The sequence below is a fragment of the Achromobacter deleyi genome (assembly GCF_013116765.2).
In the GTDB taxonomy this organism is placed as follows: Bacteria; Pseudomonadota; Gammaproteobacteria; order Burkholderiales; family Burkholderiaceae_B; genus Achromobacter; species Achromobacter deleyi_A.
In genome coordinates this window covers 4967746-4984745 of sequence record NZ_CP074375.1, presented here as the reverse complement: position 1 = coordinate 4984745, position 17000 = coordinate 4967746, and the positions used below count along the sequence as shown (strand labels likewise).

Below are 17000 nucleotides of genomic sequence, written 5' to 3'. Positions count from 1 at the left end.
TGGGCTCGGCCTGCCTTGTCGCGAACGGCCCGGATGAGATCACGCGCGGGATACGGAACGTCAGGAGCCGATGAGACGCTTGACCTTGCGTCCCAACGCCCGCAGCAGGGACCCACCGCCGTGCTCGGCGTTGCGCTTGTACTCATCCAACTCTTGCCGCAGCCTCTCGTTCTCACCCTTGAGCGACGTTGCCCAATTCGAGATCTCCATCAGCTCGGCATGTTTTTTTGCCGCCATCCGATTTGAGAGCTCGACCGACGACGATTGCATGGCTGCTTCCTCCTGCCGGCGCGCCTGGCTCAAGGTGTCGTCCATCAACGAGACCCTGCTGCGCACCCTGGCCACCGCAGCCTGATCTCCTGACATGGCCTGCTGCATATCCTGCTTGAGACGCTTCCAGGCTGCTATCGCAATATCGGTATAAGTCCACGCCGCGCCATGCTTCTCGAAGAAATATGCGAGGTTGCGGAAGAACAATCCCTGATATTTCTCTGCACCCAATTTGCTGAATGAAACGCTTCCCTTGTGATATACGAAGGCGCCCTCGGCGATGAGCAGTCGATAGCCCGCCTGTGTCGCACGCACGCACAAATCATCATCCTCGAACATACCGATGCCGAAGGCCTCATCAAGCAGTCCGATTTTATCGATGACGTCCCGGCGTATCGCCACGCAGAAAAAGCCCAATTTCGCCGTTTCGGAATACGCACCGGCCTGCTGCGCCAGGTACGGCGCGGTCGCCCGCAGGAACGTGTCGGGCGTGACATCAGGCAAAACAATGCGCTGTTCGTTGCCTGCGGAGTTTGTCACCGGGCCTACCATGGCTACGCTCGGATCCTTGTCCAGCGCATCCACCAAAGGCGCGAGCCACCCTGGGCCCACGACGGTGTCGTTGTTCAACAGGACGAGAACGCGCCCTTCGGCCAAGCGAATTCCGTCGTTGTTGCCGCCTGCGTAGCCCTTGTTCACGTCATTCAAGCAAAGCCGAACCTCGGGATGCTTTGACTTGAACTCGCGCAGGTATGCGGCCGTACCGTCGCTAGAGGCGTTATCGACAACGATAAGCTCATTGTGATTCAGGTCGGTATGCTCGAGTATCGACTCCAGGCAAGGCGCGGTAGTCTCCTCGAGGTGGTTGTAGGCCAGAACGATGATGGAAGCGTTCATGTCAATCACAGGATAGAGGGCAGCTCATAACACGGGTTACGCGACTTAGCGCTTTGCAAACGCATCGGCCTGCAACAGCGCCGTGACGCGTGCATCCCATGAGTTTTCCTTGGCGAGCGCGATGCGTCGGGCGATCTTTTCGCGGTCATCCTTCTGCGCCATGGCCGCTTCCAGCTGTGCGACAAACTCCTTGCCGTTATGCGCGAGGTAGCAATCGTCGGAATAAATGGCCAGTTCTGGCAGGTCGATCGAAACCACAGGTTTGCCGGCGCTCATGTATTCGTAGAACTTGACCGGATTCGTCGCCAGGGTCAATGGCACGAGCTTGAACGGAATCGTGCATACGTCAAAATACGCGAAATAGCCCGGCAGTTCCGTGTACGGTTTTTCGCCAAGCAGATGCACGTTTGACAGTCCGGACACCGGCTCCAGGTTCGCACCCATCGTGGAGCCGATCAAAACGAAATTCCACTCGGGCTTGGCACGGGCACAATGGGCAAGCAGCTCCATATCGAACCAGTCGGAAATGGCGCCGTAATACCCGACGATGGGACGATCGGCATACTTATCCAGCAGGCCATTGCGCTTGGGCTCGGCGAAATGCTTGAACTCCGTGCCGTTCTTGATTTGGACAGTCCGCGGATTCAAGACATGGCAGCGGTCTTCAAGGAGCAATGACGAGGCGACGACCAGATCCGCCGCCTCGATAAGCTGCTGCTCCATCTTGATCGCATCCGCAGTATTGGTGAAGAAACCTGCGTGATCATCCATGCAATCGAAGACCACGGTGCCACCCAAGGCCTCTTTAAGCCGCTGCGCAACCGGCCACCATCCCGGGAACTGGACCAAATAATGAATGGACTCGGGTTTTGCGTGGCGGATCAGTTGCGTCAGCGACGTGACCAGGTTATCCAGATCCTCGCCTGCGAGCACGTTGGCGTAGACGTTGACCGGATCTCGCGACTGCAAGCGAATCTGGAAAATATCCTTGTCCAGGACGTCCACCCCAAGCGCTCCGGCCGCCTCGGCTCCCGAGACGAATTTCCGGCCCAGAGGGTCGAGATTCATCGATAGATAGCATGCGGCGTAACCATGATCGCGCAGCCCGGATACGATGTGTTGCGGCCGCTGCCAACGAAAATCCCAGTTGATGATGGGAAATGCCAGCACGAGCCGCTGGTTATTGCGCGCCACGGCCTGCGCAACGACATCCAATTTCGCCCGAGCCTGCTGCTTGGCCTTTTGGCCGCGGGCCAGGCGCACGACGTCGCCAACAGGTGTTGCCGCCAGACGCCGCCGGGCCGCAGCCTTCAGCAGGCGCACGCCGAGACGAACGCTGCCGCGCTGAAAGACGCTGGAGATATCCTTGAATTCACCTTGTAGATTCTGATGGGCACGGGATAGATTTCCGAGCTCACCCTGGAGTTGCTGATGGGCGCCGGAGAGGTCACCCATTTCGCCTTGAAGCCGGAAAATCTCGGCGTCGCGCTGGGCGATGGTTTCCATCAAGGACTGTGCCCAAACCGAGGTTTGATGTACGTCGCTGCTCAGCTTGGCAACTTCCTCTTCCTTGCGCTTCAGTTCACCTACGGCCCGATCCAGAACACGCTGGTCGAGGTCGCCCACAAGCGCATCGAATTTGCGATTGAGATTTGCCAACTCCTCGGCGGAGGGCTCATACCGTTGCGCGGGCCGCAGCTGCGGTTCCTTGGTCGCCGAGAGGAAAACCCGATAGTGCGGCCCGGCATAATCCTGGTTGGCGAGCTCGCGATTGAATGCCGCGGAGGCAGTCAACACTTCAGGCTTCAGCGATTGAACATCCCAATAACAGATCACCTTGGAAAGCAGGCGCTTCAACCAAGGGGTATGGCCATGTCCGACCACGGAACAACTGTAACCCCGGGCGCGGAAATCTTCTTCCACCTTGCGCGCCGACGGCAATCCATATTCGTAATGTTCGTCGAGCCAGCCGTACGTCGCGCCATGGACGCGACGGTATTCCTCGTTGACTTGATTGTCAGTCTCGAGAGCATGCCCGCCTTCGCCCGGCGGGAATCCCAGCAAGACCGCAGTGCCTGCAAGATCCATGAGCCGGCTGAGGAATGCATCCCGGAATTGCGGCGGAACGTGCTCCAGAACGTCCACGGCGCACACGAAATCGAATTTCATGCCATTCAAGCGTTCGGCGAACACGTTGCCGCTGACCTTGTTGACGCCTTCCTTGCCGGCCAGCAGCGGGTCGACATAGGTAACTTCAGCTTCTTCGATGAAGCCGCCGAGCAAACACTCTGGTCCGCTGCCCACGTCCAATACGGTCGAGCCACGCTTTAGTCCGGAGTCACGCAGCAGGCGGGCGCAGGCCAGGTAGCGGCTGTACTGATCGAAAATCATGCCCTCAGGACTCGCGCCGCCCGCTGCTTCAGCCTGCAGCCCTTTTGCGGCCTGCTGTTCGGCCTCTTGCGCCATGGAATACGCCTGGAAGGAGCGCAGACTCTCCATCCAGGTTTCGAGGGCCTCCGCGGAACATGTCCGCCGTACGATGACACCCACCCCGCATGGCCGATCCGGTGCCATATCGTCGCCGACCGAAATCAGTTCGCCCAGCGGCGAAAAGATGTCGACGAAATCCTGGTGGGAGAAACGCCAATGATCTGCCGAAGAATCGTGCGGCTTGGATCCCGGGGAGCGCGCAGTCAACACCAGCACGCCACCGATGCGCAAGGCAGCCACCATCTGATACAACGCACCTTGCCAATCGTAGCAATGCTCCAGCATCCCGGAAGCAACAACCGCGTCAAACGACTCGCGGCCGAACTGGCTGACGATGCGTGAGGAGTCCAATACCAGATCGACACCTGGGCCCTCAAGGACATCTATGCCGACATATTCGCCTTCCGGATCGGAAAAGATCGCGCGCAACGTCCCGCTCACATCACGGGAGCCGACCTCCAATAGCCGGGCGCCTTTTTTCAGGTGCGGCTGTGCCTGCTTTCCCCAAGCCACACACCAAGCATTACACATCGCTATTCCTCAGTAAATTCTGCTATCCGACTACTTGCTATTCGATTGGTCTGGCCAACCTTCGGTTATGCCGCCGCGTGTGTCGCCGACACCGTGGTCGGCAGGTTCATCATCGCGTGGATCTGCTTCACCGACGACACCATGAACACAATCGCATTTTCCACGCGGTCAGCCATTTTTATGTCGCCCAGCTCGGTACGATATGCAACCGTCGGGCTGAACGCATAAGAGCCGGGGTGCAACAGCGGCAAATCGACGGTAAATGTCACCGTCGTAATGCTGCCGATCTCTCCGATGGTGATTGGCACCTTCTCTACGTCGCTATGCGTACTGGCCAGTTCTATGCCTTTCTGGGTACGGAATATATAGCCGGCGATGAGTTTTCCGCCTGATTCCATGGACTGATTGCGGATACTGAATCGGAGGATGACGCGAGAGCCGTGAGTGATCGCCTGGATCGGGCTCATTTTTTCGTCGTAGAGGCTTACACCGATAATCGAGTACTTGCCGTCGCCGATGCGCTGATCGATATTGGGAATCTTCAATTCGACCCCATCGCGTGGCACCACAGGCGCAGTGCCGTTTTCCAGGGTTGCCGGCGGCTCTTCATTCACCGTGTCGGCCTGCTCGTAGCCGAACAATGCTGCGAGGTAGCGATCCACGACTTTCGAGGCCGTATCGAAAGCGACCATCTGGCCGTTCTCCAGCCAGATGCATTTCTCGCACAACGACCTTACCGCGGTCGCGTCGTGAGATACGAAGAGGATCGTGGTGCCACGTTCACGCAGTTGCTCAAATCGCAACATGCATCGGTGCGTGAAGTAAGCGTCGCCCACCGCCAAAGCCTCGTCGACAATGAGGATATCCGGATCAATATTGGCTTGAATCGCAAACGCCAACCGCACGTACATCCCACTGGAGTACGTCTTGACCGGTTGGTCGATGAAATCACCGATCTCCGCGAAGGCAAGAATGCGATCCATCTTGGACGCAATTTCCTGGCGAGTCAGGCCGAGGATTGCGCCATTGAGGAAAATGTTCTCGCGACCCGTGAATTCCGGGTTGAACCCGGATCCCAACTCCAGCAGCGCGGCAACCCGCCCGACGGTGTTGACCTCGCCCGAACTTTGGTTCAAGGTGCCGCAAATCAGCTGTAACAGGGTCGATTTGCCCGATCCATTGCGACCGACAATGCCGATTACTTCGCCTTTCTTTATTTCGAAAGAGATGTCCCGCAGCGCCCAGAATTCCTTGAAGAATTTCTTGCGTCCGCGCGTGAGCATCTGCAGGAGACGATCACGCGGCCGTTCGTAGACGTGATAGCACTTGCTGACATTTGATACCGATATCGAAATTTCAGAGGACATCAGCAAACCCCTTCCTGGTCTTCTGGAACCACGCAAACGCCAAGCACGCAAACGCGCCCGCCGCCGCAGCGTACATCAACAAACCCAGCGCATTCGGCTGGCTACCAAAAAAAGCCACGGCCCGGACTTGCTCCACGATGAAAGTCAGAGGATTCAGGTACAACAGGTGCCGATATGGCTCGGGCAAGTTCTCCGGCGGATAAAAGATGGGCGACATGAACATCACCACCGTCGTCACGATTCCGATGAACTGGGACACGTCGCGCAGGTACACCCCGAGGGACGCCAGTATCCAGCACAACCCCAGAAGGAAAAGACAAAATGGCAGCAGGACGAGGGGCACGTAGAGCACCGTCAGGGGCGGCACACCGAACAGGACGAGATACGCCAACAGCCACACCACCAGGCTTACCAATGTGTGGAACAGCGCGGCGCCCAGGGTGATCCACGGCAGGATTTCGAGCGGAAACACCACCTTCTTGACGAAATTGGGATTACCGACGATCAGTCCCGACGCCTTGTTGAAGCATTCGGCGAACAGATTGAAGACAATCAACCCCAAGAACAACACCAATGCGAACTCGGTGCGCGACGCACTGCCCGTGTTCCAGCGCGCCTTGAAGACGACACTGAACACGAAGGTATAGATCGCAAGCATGATGATGGGGTTGATGAAGGTCCACATCAATCCCATGATGGAGCCCTTGTAGCGCCCAATGACTTCACGCTTGACTGATGCGGAGATTAGACCTCCGTTACGCACCCCGCTCAATACAAGCGCACGCGGGCTGCTCGGAAACTGCCTCATTGTGGAAGAACCTCCATTGATGCCGCAGCGCTACCTCCGTCCATCATGTCTATGAACGACGAGCGCTGCAGGAAACACAAGGACTGGACTCGCGAGTCCAATGCCGGATACCAGGCGGACACCGCCAATTTCCCTGTTAGCCGGTAACTGGGTTTTGCGGCTCCGGCGGAGCGTCTGATGCTAGGGCTTCAATTCACCCCCGCAGCGTGCGCCTGCTCATCCGCATGGTACGAAGACCGCACCATCGCGCCCACCGCCGCATGCGAGAACCCCATGGCATACGCCTCACGCTCGAACATCGCAAACGTATCCGGGTGCACATAGCGCAGCACCGGCAGATGATGCTCGGACGGCTGCAGATATTGCCCGATCGTCAGCATGTCCACGTCGTGCGCGCGCATGTCGCGCATCACTTGCAGGATTTCCTCGTCCGTCTCGCCCAGTCCCAGCATCAGGCCGGACTTGGTGGGGACTTCCGGGTGCAGCTTCTTGAACTCGGCCAGCAGCTTCAGCGAATGCATGTAGTCCGAGCCCGGACGTGCCTGCTTGTACAGGCGCGGCACGGTTTCCAGGTTGTGGTTCATCACGTCGGGAGGGCCGGCGTTCAGGATGGTCAGCGCGCGGTCCAGGCGGCCGCGGAAGTCGGGCACCAGCACCTCGATGCGGGTGGTGGGCGACAGCTCGCGGATGTGGGTGATGCAGTCCACGAAGTGGCCGGCGCCGCCGTCGCGCAGGTCGTCGCGATCGACCGAAGTGATCACGACGTAGGACAGTTTCATGGCGGCAATGGTGCGCGCCAGGTTCTCGGGTTCTTTGGTGTCCAGGGGGTCCGGGCGGCCGTGACCCACATCACAGAACGGGCAGCGGCGGGTGCATTTGTCACCCATGATCATGAACGTGGCCGTGCCCTTGCCGAAGCACTCGCCGATATTCGGACATGAGGCTTCCTCGCACACCGTGTGCAGGTTGTGCTCCCGCAGGATGCGCTTGATGTCGTAGAAGCGCGAACCGGGCGCAGCGGCCTTCACGCGGATCCATTCAGGCTTCTTCAGGCGTTCGGCCGGAATGATCTTGATCGGGATGCGCGCCGTCTTGGCCTGCGATTTCTGTTTTTGCGTCGGATCGTAAACCGCGTCCGCGGGCGCAGCGGCGGATTCGTTCGAGGGAACAGGAGACTCGGCGAGCGTAGACATGGGACACCTTCATGACCGGCGCGCAAGACGGCCGGGTCTGGGACAAAAAAGGGCATTTTACCCTCCGCCGCCCGGATCCGCCCCAAGCGTGGCGCCACGCGGGGGCCGGCCTGGCTGGGTTATCGTCTCGCCTGACGCCTCCGCGGACTTTTACATGCCCTCCCTGCCCCCCCTGAGCCCCATCGCCCTGATCGCCCCCCGGCTGGATTCCGGCCCCGCTGCACAAGCCACGCAGGCTTGCAGCGAACTGCTCGCCCCCGCCGGCTACTACCTGGCCGCCGCCCCCTGGCAAGACGCCCGGACGCTTCCTCTTCTTGCCGAACTGCGCCCGGCGGCGGCCCTGATCATCGGCCCGCTGGACGATTCCGGCTTGCGGGCCGCCCTGGCCGCGCTGGAGATCCCGGTCGTGGAGACCTGGAGCGCATCCGCGCAGGCCCTGGACAGTGCGGTGGTGATCGACAACGCCGAAGCCGGCCGCATGGCGGCACGCCACCTGGCCGAAAAGCGCCACGCCCTGGTGGCCTGCATCAGCGCCGACAACCCCTGGGAGCGCGCCAGACGCGAGGGCTTTATCAGCAGCGCCGCCGCGCTGGGGCTGGAGCAGGTCGCCGACATCGTGCAGCCCGAGGTGCAGCACATGAACGACGGCCGCATGGCCTTCCTGCGCCTCTTGGCCACCAATACGATCTTCGACGCGGTCTTTTGCACGTCGGACCTGCTGGCCGCCGCCGCCGTGTCGGAAGCGCACAACCGCGATCTGCACGTGCCGCAGGACCTGGCGGTGCTGGGATTCACGGACGATGGCAGCGCGGCGCAGTGGGTGCAAGGGCTGACCACGCTGGGTGTGGACGCCGCCGCGCTGGGCAGGCGCGCGGGCCAGCTGCTGCTGGACCGACTGCAAGGCGAACGCGGCGCCGGGCAGCATGACATGATGGATGTGGTGTTCCAGGCCCGCCTGAGCACATAAGCCGCGCTACGGCTGTTCCTCATATAGCGCCGGAAAGCCGCAGTCTTGCAGCATGCGGTTGGCTTCCTTCAGGAAAGCCGGCGTGGACGTCTCGGGCACGCGGACCAGCCACTGCACGGCTTCCTCTTTCTTGCCGCGCAGCAATAGCAGCCGGCCCAGGTGGAACATGCCGCGGAAGTCACCGCCCTCGGCGCAGCGCTGGTAGCAATCGAACGCGCGTTCGATGTCCTGTGCAACCACGTCGCCCGCTTCGTAATAGCGGCCAACCACTCCGATGGACTTCACGTGGCCGGTCTGGGCGGCCTGCTGGTACAGGGCCAATGCGGCGGCCTGGTTCTGCGTCACGCCGCCCCGCCCGTTGCGCAGCATATGGGCGTAGTTGTACATGCCCCAGTCCAGTCCGCCATCGGCGGCCAGCCGGAACCAGTACGCCGCGACTGTATCGTCGGCGGGCACGCCCCAGCCGTTCTCATAGCAGCGCCCCACCATGTTGATCGCCATCAGATGGTCGGCGTTGGCGGCGCGCTTGAACCACGCCAGCCCTTCTTCCGGCTGGCGTTCGACGCCCACGCCATCCAGCAGCATCTGCCCGTAGATGGTCTGCGCCTCGATCAGCCCCAGTTCGGCCGCGGCCCGTATCCAGGCGGCGTAGTCCTCGGCCGGTCCCGACTCGCGCAGGCGGGCCAGTTGTTCGGGCGTAGTGGCGGCGATGTCGGCCGCGGTGTAGGTCTTCAATTCGTGCTCCTTCGGCGATGCCAGGCCTGCGCCAGGTTGAGCGCGAGCGCATCGCCCGCTTCGGTGGGCGTGCGCCGCACGCCACAGGCCGCCATGTCGACGGTGCGCAGCCCTTCGTAGCCACAGGGATTGATGCCCAGGAAGGGCGCCAGATCCATCGCCACGTTCAGCGACACCCCATGGTAGGCCCTTCCGTTGCGGATCTTGATGCCCAGCGCGGCGATCTTGGCCAGTTCGCCGCCATCGGGGCCGGGCACGTAGACGCCGGGCGCGCCGGGCTTGCGGCAGGCGCCGCCCACGCCCAGCTGTTCCAGCGTGTCGATGACGGCCGCCTCAAGCAAGGAAACATATTCCTTTACGTACATGTCGGCGCGGCGCAGGTCGAACAGCGCATACGCCATGACCTGCCCGGGCCCGTGATAGGTCACCTGGCCGCCGCGATCGCAATGGACGATGGGAATATTGCCTGGGTTGAGCACATGCTCGGGCAAGCCCGCCTGGCCCAGCGTATAGACCGGCGCATGTTCGCACAGCCAGATTTCGTCGGGCGTATCGGCGCCGCGCAGGTTGGTGTATGCCTGCATGTCCTGCCAGACCGACAGGTAATCCGCCGGCCGCGCGAGCCACTTGATCACAGCCGTCTTGCCCTACAGGACGATGGACACCATCGGATGGCCGTGCAGCGCCTGATAAAGGGCATCCAGCTGTTCGCGCGACGTCGCGCGCACGGTAAAGGTCAGACCCATGTAGTTGCCGCCCTTGCTGGGCCGCATCTCCACCGTGGCGGCGTCGAACCCCGGGTCGAACCGCAGCACGACTTCGGTCAGCGTCTGCGCGAACTCGGGATGCTGCTTGCCCATGACCTTGATGGGAAAGTCGCTGGGGTACTCGATCAAAGAATCTTCGGGCGGAATATGCATGATGTGCCTAAAAAGAGTTGCCCCTGAATGTTCTTATATGGGGGCAAGCGGCCCGCTGGCAAGTGCCGGCCGGCGGCAGCGGGCGGCCATGGCGGCCGCCCTGCGCCAGGATTACAGCGCGGCGATGCGGGCATCATAACCCGCACGCAATTGTTCAAAAACGGGGCCGGGCTTGCCGGAACCGACGGGTTTCCCGTCCAGGGAGACGATCGCCAGCACTTCCTTGGTCGCGGACGACAACATCAATTCGTCGGCCTGCTCCACTTCCTGCTGCGAGATGCGGCGGGCCTCGAACGGGATGCCGGCCTCGGCGGCCAGTTCGCCCATCAGACCGTAGCGGATGCCTTCCAGGATCAGGTTGTTCTTGGGCGGCGCCAGCAGCTTGCCCCCGGACACCACCCAGATATTGGTGGACGAACCTTCGGTCAGGTAGCCGTCGCGGAACTGGACGACCTCATCGGCGTTCGCGTCGACCGCCTGCTGCTTGGCCAGCACGTTGCCCAGCAGCGATACCGACTTGATCTCGCAATGCAGCCAGCGCTCATCCGGAATGCTGATCGCCGTCAGACCCTGGGTGCGCTGCGCGGCGGGCGGCGGCGACCACGGCGAGATCATGCCGAACACCGTGGGAGCCACCGGCGTGGACGGAAACTGGTGGTCGCGCCTGGCCACGCCCCGCGTCACCTGCAGGTAGACGATGCAGGTGTCCAGGTTGGAACGCGCCAGCAGCTGCTCGATCAGGTCGATCCACCCGGCGCGGTCGAACGGCTGCGCGATCCGCAAGGCGGCCAGGCTGCGGTCCAGGCGGTCTAGGTGTTCGGCCATGCGGAACGCATTGCCTTGGTACACGGGGACGACTTCGTAGATGCCGTCGCCGAAAATAAAGCCGCGGTCGAGGACGGAGACCTTGGCCTCGTCCACACGCAGGAACTCACCGTTGAGATACACCTGGCTTTCGCCCGGCACGCCCGGAATCATGAGGCACTCCTGAATATAAAAAAAACTACCCCTACGCCGCGCATGCCATGCGTGCTTGCTGCCCCCCAAGGGAGTAATTTTTCTTGGGACGGCCCGGCGTCAAAAAGGATAAGGACGGACCACCCGGCCCGCCCCCATGAATACAAAACGGGCGTTTCGCGCACGAAACGCCCGCTGCTAGCTTACACCCGCGGCCGCAGCCGCGGCGCTTGCGCTTACTGGAACCAGCGCTTGACGGTGTCGACCATGCGGCCGAAGAAGCCCGCGCGCTCCACGGCGTCCTGCACCACCAGCGGCTCGGTGCGCAACACCTTGCCATCCAGGGTGAATTGCAGCGTGCCGACCTGCTGACCCTTGGCCAGCGGGGCGATCAGCGGATCGGTGCGTTGGGCCACCGGCTTGAGCTCGCCGGCCTTGCCGCGCGGCACCGCGATGGACACCGGATTGGGCGGGCCCAGCTTGACGTTTTCGGCCGTGCCTTCCCAGACGCGGGCGTCGATGCCGGGCTGGCTCTTGTCGAACAGCTTCACGGTGTCGAAGTTCTGGAAGCTCCAGTTCAGCAGCTTCAGGCTTTCTTCAGCGCGCGTGGCTTCGCTGTCCGTCCCCACCACGACCACCAGAATCCGGCGGTCACCGCGCACCGCGGTCGACACCAGGCAGTAGCCGGCCGAATCGGTGTGGCCCGTCTTCATGCCGTCCACCGACGGATCGGCCCACAGCAGGCGGTTGCGGTTGGGCTGCGTGATCTTGTTGTAGGTGTAGCTCTTCTGCTTGTAGTAGTGGAAGAAGTCCGGATGATCCGTGATCAGGTGCGAAGACAGCGTGGCCAGATCGCGGGTGGACGTCGTGTGCTGCGGATCCGGCAGGCCGGTTGCGTTCATGAAGTGCGTGTTCTTCATGCCCAGGCGCTCGGCTTCCTGGTTCATCAGCGAGGCAAAGGCGCTTTCGCTGCCGCCCACGGCCTCGGCCAGCGCCACGGATGCATCGTTGCCCGACTGCACGATCATGCCCTGGTTCAGTTCGTCCACCGTGACCGGCTTGCGGGGTTCGATGAACATGCGCGAACCGCCGGTACGCCAGGCGTGCTCGGACACGGGCACGGTCTGCTCCAGCGTCAGGCGCTTTTCTTCCAGTGCATTGAACACGACGTAGGCCGTCATGATCTTGGTCAGCGAGGCCGGCTCGACCTTGGAGTCGGGGTTGGACGCGGCCAGCGTCTGGCCGCTGTTCACGTCAATCACGATCCATGCCTTGGCCGCGATGGTGGGCGCCGGCACGGCCGACACGTCACCGACAGGCACCGCGCCCGTGGCCGTCGGAGCCGGCGCCGCGGCGCCGGTCGCGGCGGGCGCGGCGGCGGGGGCCTGTTGCGCCCAGACCGGCATCGAGGCTGCGAGCATCGCCGACAGCACCGCGCCAGACAACAGGCGGCGGGTAAAGACAACGGGGGATTGAGCGGAGTAAGGCAAATTCTTCATCGGCAACGTGGGTCCAGGAATGACGCCCGCCGGCGCGGGGCAAGTGGTCGACAATTATAGGCAGTCGATAAGACCCCTCTGCCCCGCGCGGGGTTCCCGGGGCGCTTAAAACATGCAACCTGATGCAACCTGCGGCCCCGCCGCAACGCAGGCTCAGTCCAGCGCCACCTTCAAGCGCGCCTGCACCAGCTGGCGCAGCACCAGCAGCTTTCCGTGGAAAAAGTGCGATGCGCCCGGCACCACGACCACCGGGATCGAGCGCGGACGCGCCCAGTCCATGGCCTCGGACAGCGGCACGACTTCGTCTTCTTCGCCGTGCACCATGAGTGTGTCGTCGGGCACCTGCACTTCGTGCGACTGGAAGCGGTTCACGGCCGGCCCCATCAGCATCAGGGCCGCGGGCAGGACCGTGTCGCCCTGTTCCGCCAGCGCGGCGTAGGTTTGCGCGGCGACCGCGGTGCCGAAGGAAAAGCCCGACAGCACCCACGGCGCCCGGGCCAGTTCGGGATACAGCTCGCGCATTTGCGCCACCACGGCCAGCATGTCCTGGGTTTCGCCCACGGACTTGTCGAACACCCCTTCCGACTGGCCGACGCCGCGGAAATTGGGGCGCACGGCCACCAGGCCGTGCTGCACGCAGGCGCGCGACAGGGTCGTGACCACCTTGTTTTCGCGCGCGCCGCCCTGCAGCGGATGCGGATGCAGCACCAGGGCCCAGCCCCGTGGCGTGCCGCCGGGCCAGTCGATGGCGCAATCGATGCGGCCGGCAGCGCCGACGAATGCGTGGGTTTCGGTACGTGCGGACATGGCGTGACTCAGCGTGCGGAAAAGGGAACGATGTTAACCGCCTGGCCTGGCGACGGGCGTCGTCGCCGGCCTCAGGGTGGTTGCCAGCCATTGCGCCAGCTGGTCGGCGGCTTCGTCGCTGGCCTGTCGCAGCGCCGCCACGCCGCCTTCGGCATCCAGGGTGGGCGCGGGCGCCTGCACCAGGATGCGCTTCTGGCCCACCACGGCGCGGCCCTCCAGCAACACCGCCTGCAACAGGATGCGCCCCTGGGCGGACTGGCCGTCCTCGGTGAACACCTGCTCGAACTGCGTCAGCGACACCTGCAACTGGGGTGTCTGCAGGTTGACGCGATCATTCAGCACCGGACCCTGGCGCGACAGGCGGTCGGCAATGCGTTGACGCACCAGTTCCGCCGGCGCGGAAGCCCAGCGATAGGTCGCATAGGACTTGGGCGCGGCGCTGTCGCCCACCCGCCAGGTCATGCTGGTATCGGACAGGTTGGGCGCGGCCTGGAACGTCAGCGCGATCGGCTCGCGCGCCGGCAAGGCGGGCACGGGGCGGGCGTCCAGCCCCAGGTCGAACACCGTGGGCGGTGCGCCAACGCGGCCTATGCCGCAGCCCGCCAGGGCCAGGGTCAGGATCAGAACGGCGCTGCGCATCTTCATTTGGGCTGTCTCCCGAATCCGGCAAAGCCGGGTTCGCCGGGTCCCGGCGCGACGGGCGCGGGACCGAACAAGAAGGATTGCGGCGTGCTGTCGACACGACGCAGGGTAACGGCCGCGCCGCGCGCGGCGGCGCTGACGCTGGTCGCCATGCCGGTGATCGCCGGCAGGGTTTCGCCGTCCAGCCGCGCGGCGGCCAGGGCGATATCGTTGAGACTGCGCGTGGCGCTGGCCAGGGCGCCGTCGGGCGCGTTCAGCCGCGCCAGCGACTGGCGGGCCTGCTGGGCCAGGTCGGCCACCTCGCGCGCGGCGCGGTCCGCCTGGCGCGAGGTGTTGCCCAGCGACTCCAGCAGAGGACCCAGCTTGGTCAAGGTGGGCGCCAGATCGCGGCTGGCCTCTTTCAGGGACTGCGTGATGTCGGTGGCGTTTTGCAGGCTGGCGGTCAGCGCCTGCACGTTCTGTTCGCTCAGCACGCGCCGCAATTGCTCGGTGGCGACCTCGACGTTGGTGATCAGCTTGTCGCCGCGCTGCTCGATGCGGTCCAGGAACCCGGGGCGCAACGGGATGGCGGCGGGATGCTCGGCCGAGGACGCCAGGCGCTTGAGCGAAGTGCCGTCGTCGCGCAAGTCCACGTTGGCCATGCCGGTCACGCCCTGCACGCCCAGTTCGGCCCAGGTGGATTCGGTGATCGGCGTATTCGGCGCCACGCCGATGCGGATGCGCACCTGGCCCGGCTTGTCCGGATTCAGCGCGAGCGACTGCACGCGGCCGACGGGCACCCCCTGGTAGCGCACCGCCGATTGCGGATTCAGGCCGGTGACCGCGGTGGCGGAGATGATTTCGTAAGGTTTCAGCTGAGTCCGGTCGCGGCCGATCCAGATGGCCGTCAAGGTCGCGGCGGCCAGCAAGACCAGCGTGAAGATACCGGCCATGAGCGCATGACTACGGTTTTCCATGATGCATTCCCTTCGGCGCCAGATCCCCCAGTGCGCGCAGACCGCGTTCGCCCAGGAAGAATGTGTGAATGAACGGGTGATCAACCTTCAGGACTTCAGGCACCGTGTCGCAAATGATCACCCGCTTGTCCGCCAGCACGGCGACACGCGTGGCCAACGCCAGCAGCGTGTCCAGATCGTGCGTCACCATGACGACGGTAAAACCCAACTGCCGGTGCAGACTGCGCACCAGGTCCACGAATTCATCGGACCGCAAGGGATCCAGGCCAGCCGTGGGCTCGTCCAGGAACAGGAGTTCCGGGTCCAGCGACAGCGCGCGCGCCAGCGCCACGCGCTTGACCATGCCGCCAGACAGGTCCGCGGGGCGCTTGTCCGCGTCGCGCGAGGACAGGCCCACCATGGCCAGCCGGCACATGACGACGTCGCGCACCAGGTCCTCGGGCACCGTGCGCAATTCCCGCAAGGGCAACGCCACATTGTCGAACACCGACAGCGCCGAGAACAGCGCCCCGGCCTGGAACAGCATGCCCCAGCGGTATGACAGGCGGCGGCGTTCTCCAGCCGTGAGCTCGGACAGCGCATGCCCCAGCACCTTCACCGTGCCCGCCGCGGGCACGTCCAGCCCGATGATCTGGCGCAGCAGCACGGTCTTGCCCGTGCCCGAGCCGCCCACCAGCACCAGGATCTCGCCCGGAAACACGGTCAGGTCCAGGTTCTCGTGCACGACGTGGTCGCCAAAGGCGGTGCGCAGGCCGCGCACGGTGATGACGGGCTCGACCGTGACGCCGTCTTCGGTGAACAGCCGGTGCTGGGCGGCGCCGTCCATCAGATGCCCACCGAGCTGAAGATCACGGCATACACCGCGTCCAGCAGGATCACGCCGGTAATGGAAGTCACGACCGACGTGGTGGTGCCGCGCCCAAGGCTTTCGGTGTTGGGCTGGATGCGCAGGCCGAAATGGCAGGCGATGAGCGCGATCAGGATGCCGAACGTCACGCCCTTCATCATGCCGATCCAGTAGTTGGTCAGGGAAATGGCGTCCGGCAGCGACTGCAGGAACCATTGCGCCGACACCCCGAGCTGCGCCTGCGCGGCCAGCATGCCGCCCAGGAGCGCCATGGCGCTGGTCCACAGCACCAGGAGCGGCATGGTCACGGCAAGCGCCACCACGCGCGGCAGTATCAGCCGCTGCCCGTGCGAAATGCCCATGACCAGCATGGCGTCCAGTTCCTGCGTCACCCGCATTACGCCGATCTGCGCCGTGATGGCCGAACCGGACCGTCCCGCCACCAGGATGGCTGCCAGCACCGGTCCGAGTTCGCGCACGATCGACACGCCCAGCAGGCGCACGATGAAGCGGTCGGCTCCGATCATCTGAAGCTGCTGCGCCGACAGATAGGACAGCACCACGCCGATCAGGAAACCCACCAGCGCGGTGATGCCCAGCGCCTGCGCGCCGGTACGGTATACCTGCGCGGAAATCTCGCGCCACGGCCCCAGCCGCGGCCGGCGCAGCATCGCGCCCACGTCCAGAATCAGCTGGCCGAGCATGATCAGCAGGGCGCGGCCATTTTCGGCGCCCCGGAGGACGGCGGCGCCCACGGCGCGCACCCAACCCCAGGTTTCGGCCTTGGGCGCCGCGGCCTGGGCCTCGCCTTTGTTCATCGCCAGCGCGTTGAACACGTCCTGCTGCCCGGCGGCCCAGCGCACCCGTTCGGGCAGCCTTTCGCCCCAGGCCTGCCAGATGAGCAGGGCGCCGATCGTGTCCAGCCTGCTGATGGCATGCAGATCCCAGCGGGCCCCGTCCTTGGACGCCCGCGCCAGCGCCGACTGCCTGCGTTCGACCTCGCCCGCCTCGGCCAGGGCCAGGACGCTCCAATCGCCGCCCACATGGCATACCCCGCCTTCGTGGCGGAAAGGGGCGGCGGTGGTCGCAAGTAACGCGGAATGCGGCATGACGT

16 protein-coding genes are annotated in these 17000 nt (G+C 63.7%); 1 reads left to right on the top strand and 15 read right to left on the bottom strand.

All coding sequences use genetic code 11. The features are described from left to right. Positions 1-60 precede the first annotated feature (60 nt). The 5 genes from HLG70_RS22555 to lipA form a co-directional block, all read right to left on the bottom strand. A complete protein-coding gene (locus tag HLG70_RS22555; RefSeq protein WP_171666990.1) occupies positions 61-1167 on the bottom strand; it encodes a glycosyltransferase family 2 protein in 1107 nt (368 codons plus the stop codon). 45 nt (positions 1168-1212) lie between these two features. Further along, positions 1213-4188: a glycosyltransferase gene (locus HLG70_RS22550; protein WP_171666991.1), complete on the bottom strand. Its 2976-nt coding sequence runs from the start codon at positions 4186-4188 to the stop codon at positions 1213-1215. A gap of 65 nt (positions 4189-4253) precedes the next feature. Continuing rightward, entirely contained in the window at positions 4254-5555 is a 1302-nt protein-coding gene (locus tag HLG70_RS22545; protein WP_171666992.1) for an ABC transporter ATP-binding protein, read from the bottom strand. Next, positions 5545-6363 carry an ABC transporter permease gene (locus HLG70_RS22540; protein WP_171666993.1) on the bottom strand — a complete coding sequence of 273 codons (819 nt, stop codon included), beginning with the start codon at positions 6361-6363 and terminating at the stop codon, positions 5545-5547. The genes HLG70_RS22545 and HLG70_RS22540 overlap by 11 nt, the downstream gene beginning before the upstream one ends. A gap of 188 nt (positions 6364-6551) precedes the next feature. Next, positions 6552-7556 carry a lipoyl synthase gene (gene lipA, locus HLG70_RS22535; protein ID WP_171666994.1) on the bottom strand — a complete coding sequence of 335 codons (1005 nt, stop codon included), beginning with the start codon at positions 7554-7556 and terminating at the stop codon, positions 6552-6554. Positions 7557-7710: 154 nt separating this feature from the next. Between lipA and HLG70_RS22530 the strand changes: the two genes are divergently transcribed. Continuing rightward, positions 7711-8523 carry a LacI family DNA-binding transcriptional regulator gene (locus HLG70_RS22530; protein WP_171666995.1) on the top strand — a complete coding sequence of 271 codons (813 nt, stop codon included), beginning with the start codon at positions 7711-7713 and terminating at the stop codon, positions 8521-8523. A 6-nt stretch (positions 8524-8529) separates the two neighbouring features. Here HLG70_RS22530 and HLG70_RS22525 read toward each other — a convergent pair whose 3' ends face one another. The 10 genes from HLG70_RS22525 to HLG70_RS22480 all read right to left on the bottom strand — a co-directional run bounded on the left by HLG70_RS22525 (position 8530) and on the right by HLG70_RS22480 (position 16995). Then, positions 8530-9258, bottom strand: a complete 729-nt coding sequence (locus HLG70_RS22525) for a tetratricopeptide repeat protein (RefSeq protein ID WP_171666996.1) — start codon at positions 9256-9258, stop codon at positions 8530-8532. Then, entirely contained in the window at positions 9255-9893 is a 639-nt protein-coding gene (lipB, locus tag HLG70_RS22520; protein WP_171666997.1) for a lipoyl(octanoyl) transferase LipB, read from the bottom strand. The genes HLG70_RS22525 and lipB overlap by 4 nt, the downstream gene beginning before the upstream one ends. Positions 9894-9905: 12 nt before the next feature. Further along, positions 9906-10178, bottom strand: coding sequence for a YbeD family protein (locus HLG70_RS22515; protein WP_057285790.1), 273 nt, complete (start codon positions 10176-10178; stop codon positions 9906-9908). Between the two features lie 111 nt (positions 10179-10289). Next, positions 10290-11156, bottom strand: coding sequence for a D-amino acid aminotransferase (locus HLG70_RS22510; RefSeq protein ID WP_171666998.1), 867 nt, complete (start codon positions 11154-11156; stop codon positions 10290-10292). Between the two features lie 215 nt (positions 11157-11371). Continuing rightward, the gene (locus HLG70_RS22505) at positions 11372-12634 is read right to left on the bottom strand and encodes a D-alanyl-D-alanine carboxypeptidase family protein (RefSeq protein WP_171666999.1); all 1263 of its coding nucleotides are present in this window, start codon (positions 12632-12634) and stop codon (positions 11372-11374) included. Positions 12635-12787: 153 nt separating this feature from the next. Then, positions 12788-13441, bottom strand: a complete 654-nt coding sequence (locus HLG70_RS22500) for an alpha/beta hydrolase (RefSeq protein ID WP_171667000.1) — start codon at positions 13439-13441, stop codon at positions 12788-12790. A gap of 33 nt (positions 13442-13474) precedes the next feature. After that, the gene (locus HLG70_RS22495; RefSeq protein WP_171667001.1) at positions 13475-14086 is read right to left on the bottom strand and encodes an ABC-type transport auxiliary lipoprotein family protein; all 612 of its coding nucleotides are present in this window, start codon (positions 14084-14086) and stop codon (positions 13475-13477) included. Further along, complete coding sequence (locus HLG70_RS22490) at positions 14083-15039, bottom strand: MlaD family protein (protein WP_171667002.1); 957 nt, start codon at positions 15037-15039, stop codon at positions 14083-14085. Before HLG70_RS22490 ends, HLG70_RS22495 begins: the two co-directional genes overlap by 4 nt. Next, positions 15026-15865 (bottom strand): ABC transporter ATP-binding protein, encoded by an 840-nt coding sequence (locus HLG70_RS22485; RefSeq protein ID WP_171667003.1) that lies wholly within the window; start codon positions 15863-15865, stop codon positions 15026-15028. The genes HLG70_RS22490 and HLG70_RS22485 overlap by 14 nt, the downstream gene beginning before the upstream one ends. Beyond that, a complete protein-coding gene (locus tag HLG70_RS22480) occupies positions 15865-16995 on the bottom strand; it encodes an MlaE family ABC transporter permease (protein ID WP_171667004.1) in 1131 nt (376 codons plus the stop codon). Before HLG70_RS22480 ends, HLG70_RS22485 begins: the two co-directional genes overlap by 1 nt. Positions 16996-17000: the final 5 nt, after the last annotated feature.

Coding starts and splice junctions, on each gene's coding strand:
- HLG70_RS22555 (WP_171666990.1), bottom strand. CDS start 1,167: ATGAACGCTTCCATCATCGTTCTGGCCTACAACCACCTCGAGGAGACT.
- HLG70_RS22550 (WP_171666991.1), bottom strand. CDS start 4,188: ATGTGTAATGCTTGGTGTGTGGCTTGGGGAAAGCAGGCACAGCCGCAC.
- HLG70_RS22545 (WP_171666992.1), bottom strand. CDS start 5,555: ATGTCCTCTGAAATTTCGATATCGGTATCAAATGTCAGCAAGTGCTAT.
- HLG70_RS22540 (WP_171666993.1), bottom strand. CDS start 6,363: ATGAGGCAGTTTCCGAGCAGCCCGCGTGCGCTTGTATTGAGCGGGGTG.
- lipA (WP_171666994.1), bottom strand. CDS start 7,556: ATGTCTACGCTCGCCGAGTCTCCTGTTCCCTCGAACGAATCCGCCGCT.
- HLG70_RS22530 (WP_171666995.1), top strand. CDS start 7,711: ATGCCCTCCCTGCCCCCCCTGAGCCCCATCGCCCTGATCGCCCCCCGG.
- HLG70_RS22515 (WP_057285790.1), bottom strand. CDS start 10,178: ATGCATATTCCGCCCGAAGATTCTTTGATCGAGTACCCCAGCGACTTT.
- HLG70_RS22510 (WP_171666998.1), bottom strand. CDS start 11,156: ATGATTCCGGGCGTGCCGGGCGAAAGCCAGGTGTATCTCAACGGTGAG.
- HLG70_RS22505 (WP_171666999.1), bottom strand. CDS start 12,634: ATGAAGAATTTGCCTTACTCCGCTCAATCCCCCGTTGTCTTTACCCGC.
- HLG70_RS22500 (WP_171667000.1), bottom strand. CDS start 13,441: ATGTCCGCACGTACCGAAACCCACGCATTCGTCGGCGCTGCCGGCCGC.
- HLG70_RS22495 (WP_171667001.1), bottom strand. CDS start 14,086: ATGAAGATGCGCAGCGCCGTTCTGATCCTGACCCTGGCCCTGGCGGGC.
- HLG70_RS22490 (WP_171667002.1), bottom strand. CDS start 15,039: ATGGAAAACCGTAGTCATGCGCTCATGGCCGGTATCTTCACGCTGGTC.
- HLG70_RS22485 (WP_171667003.1), bottom strand. CDS start 15,865: ATGGACGGCGCCGCCCAGCACCGGCTGTTCACCGAAGACGGCGTCACG.
- HLG70_RS22480 (WP_171667004.1), bottom strand. CDS start 16,995: ATGCCGCATTCCGCGTTACTTGCGACCACCGCCGCCCCTTTCCGCCAC.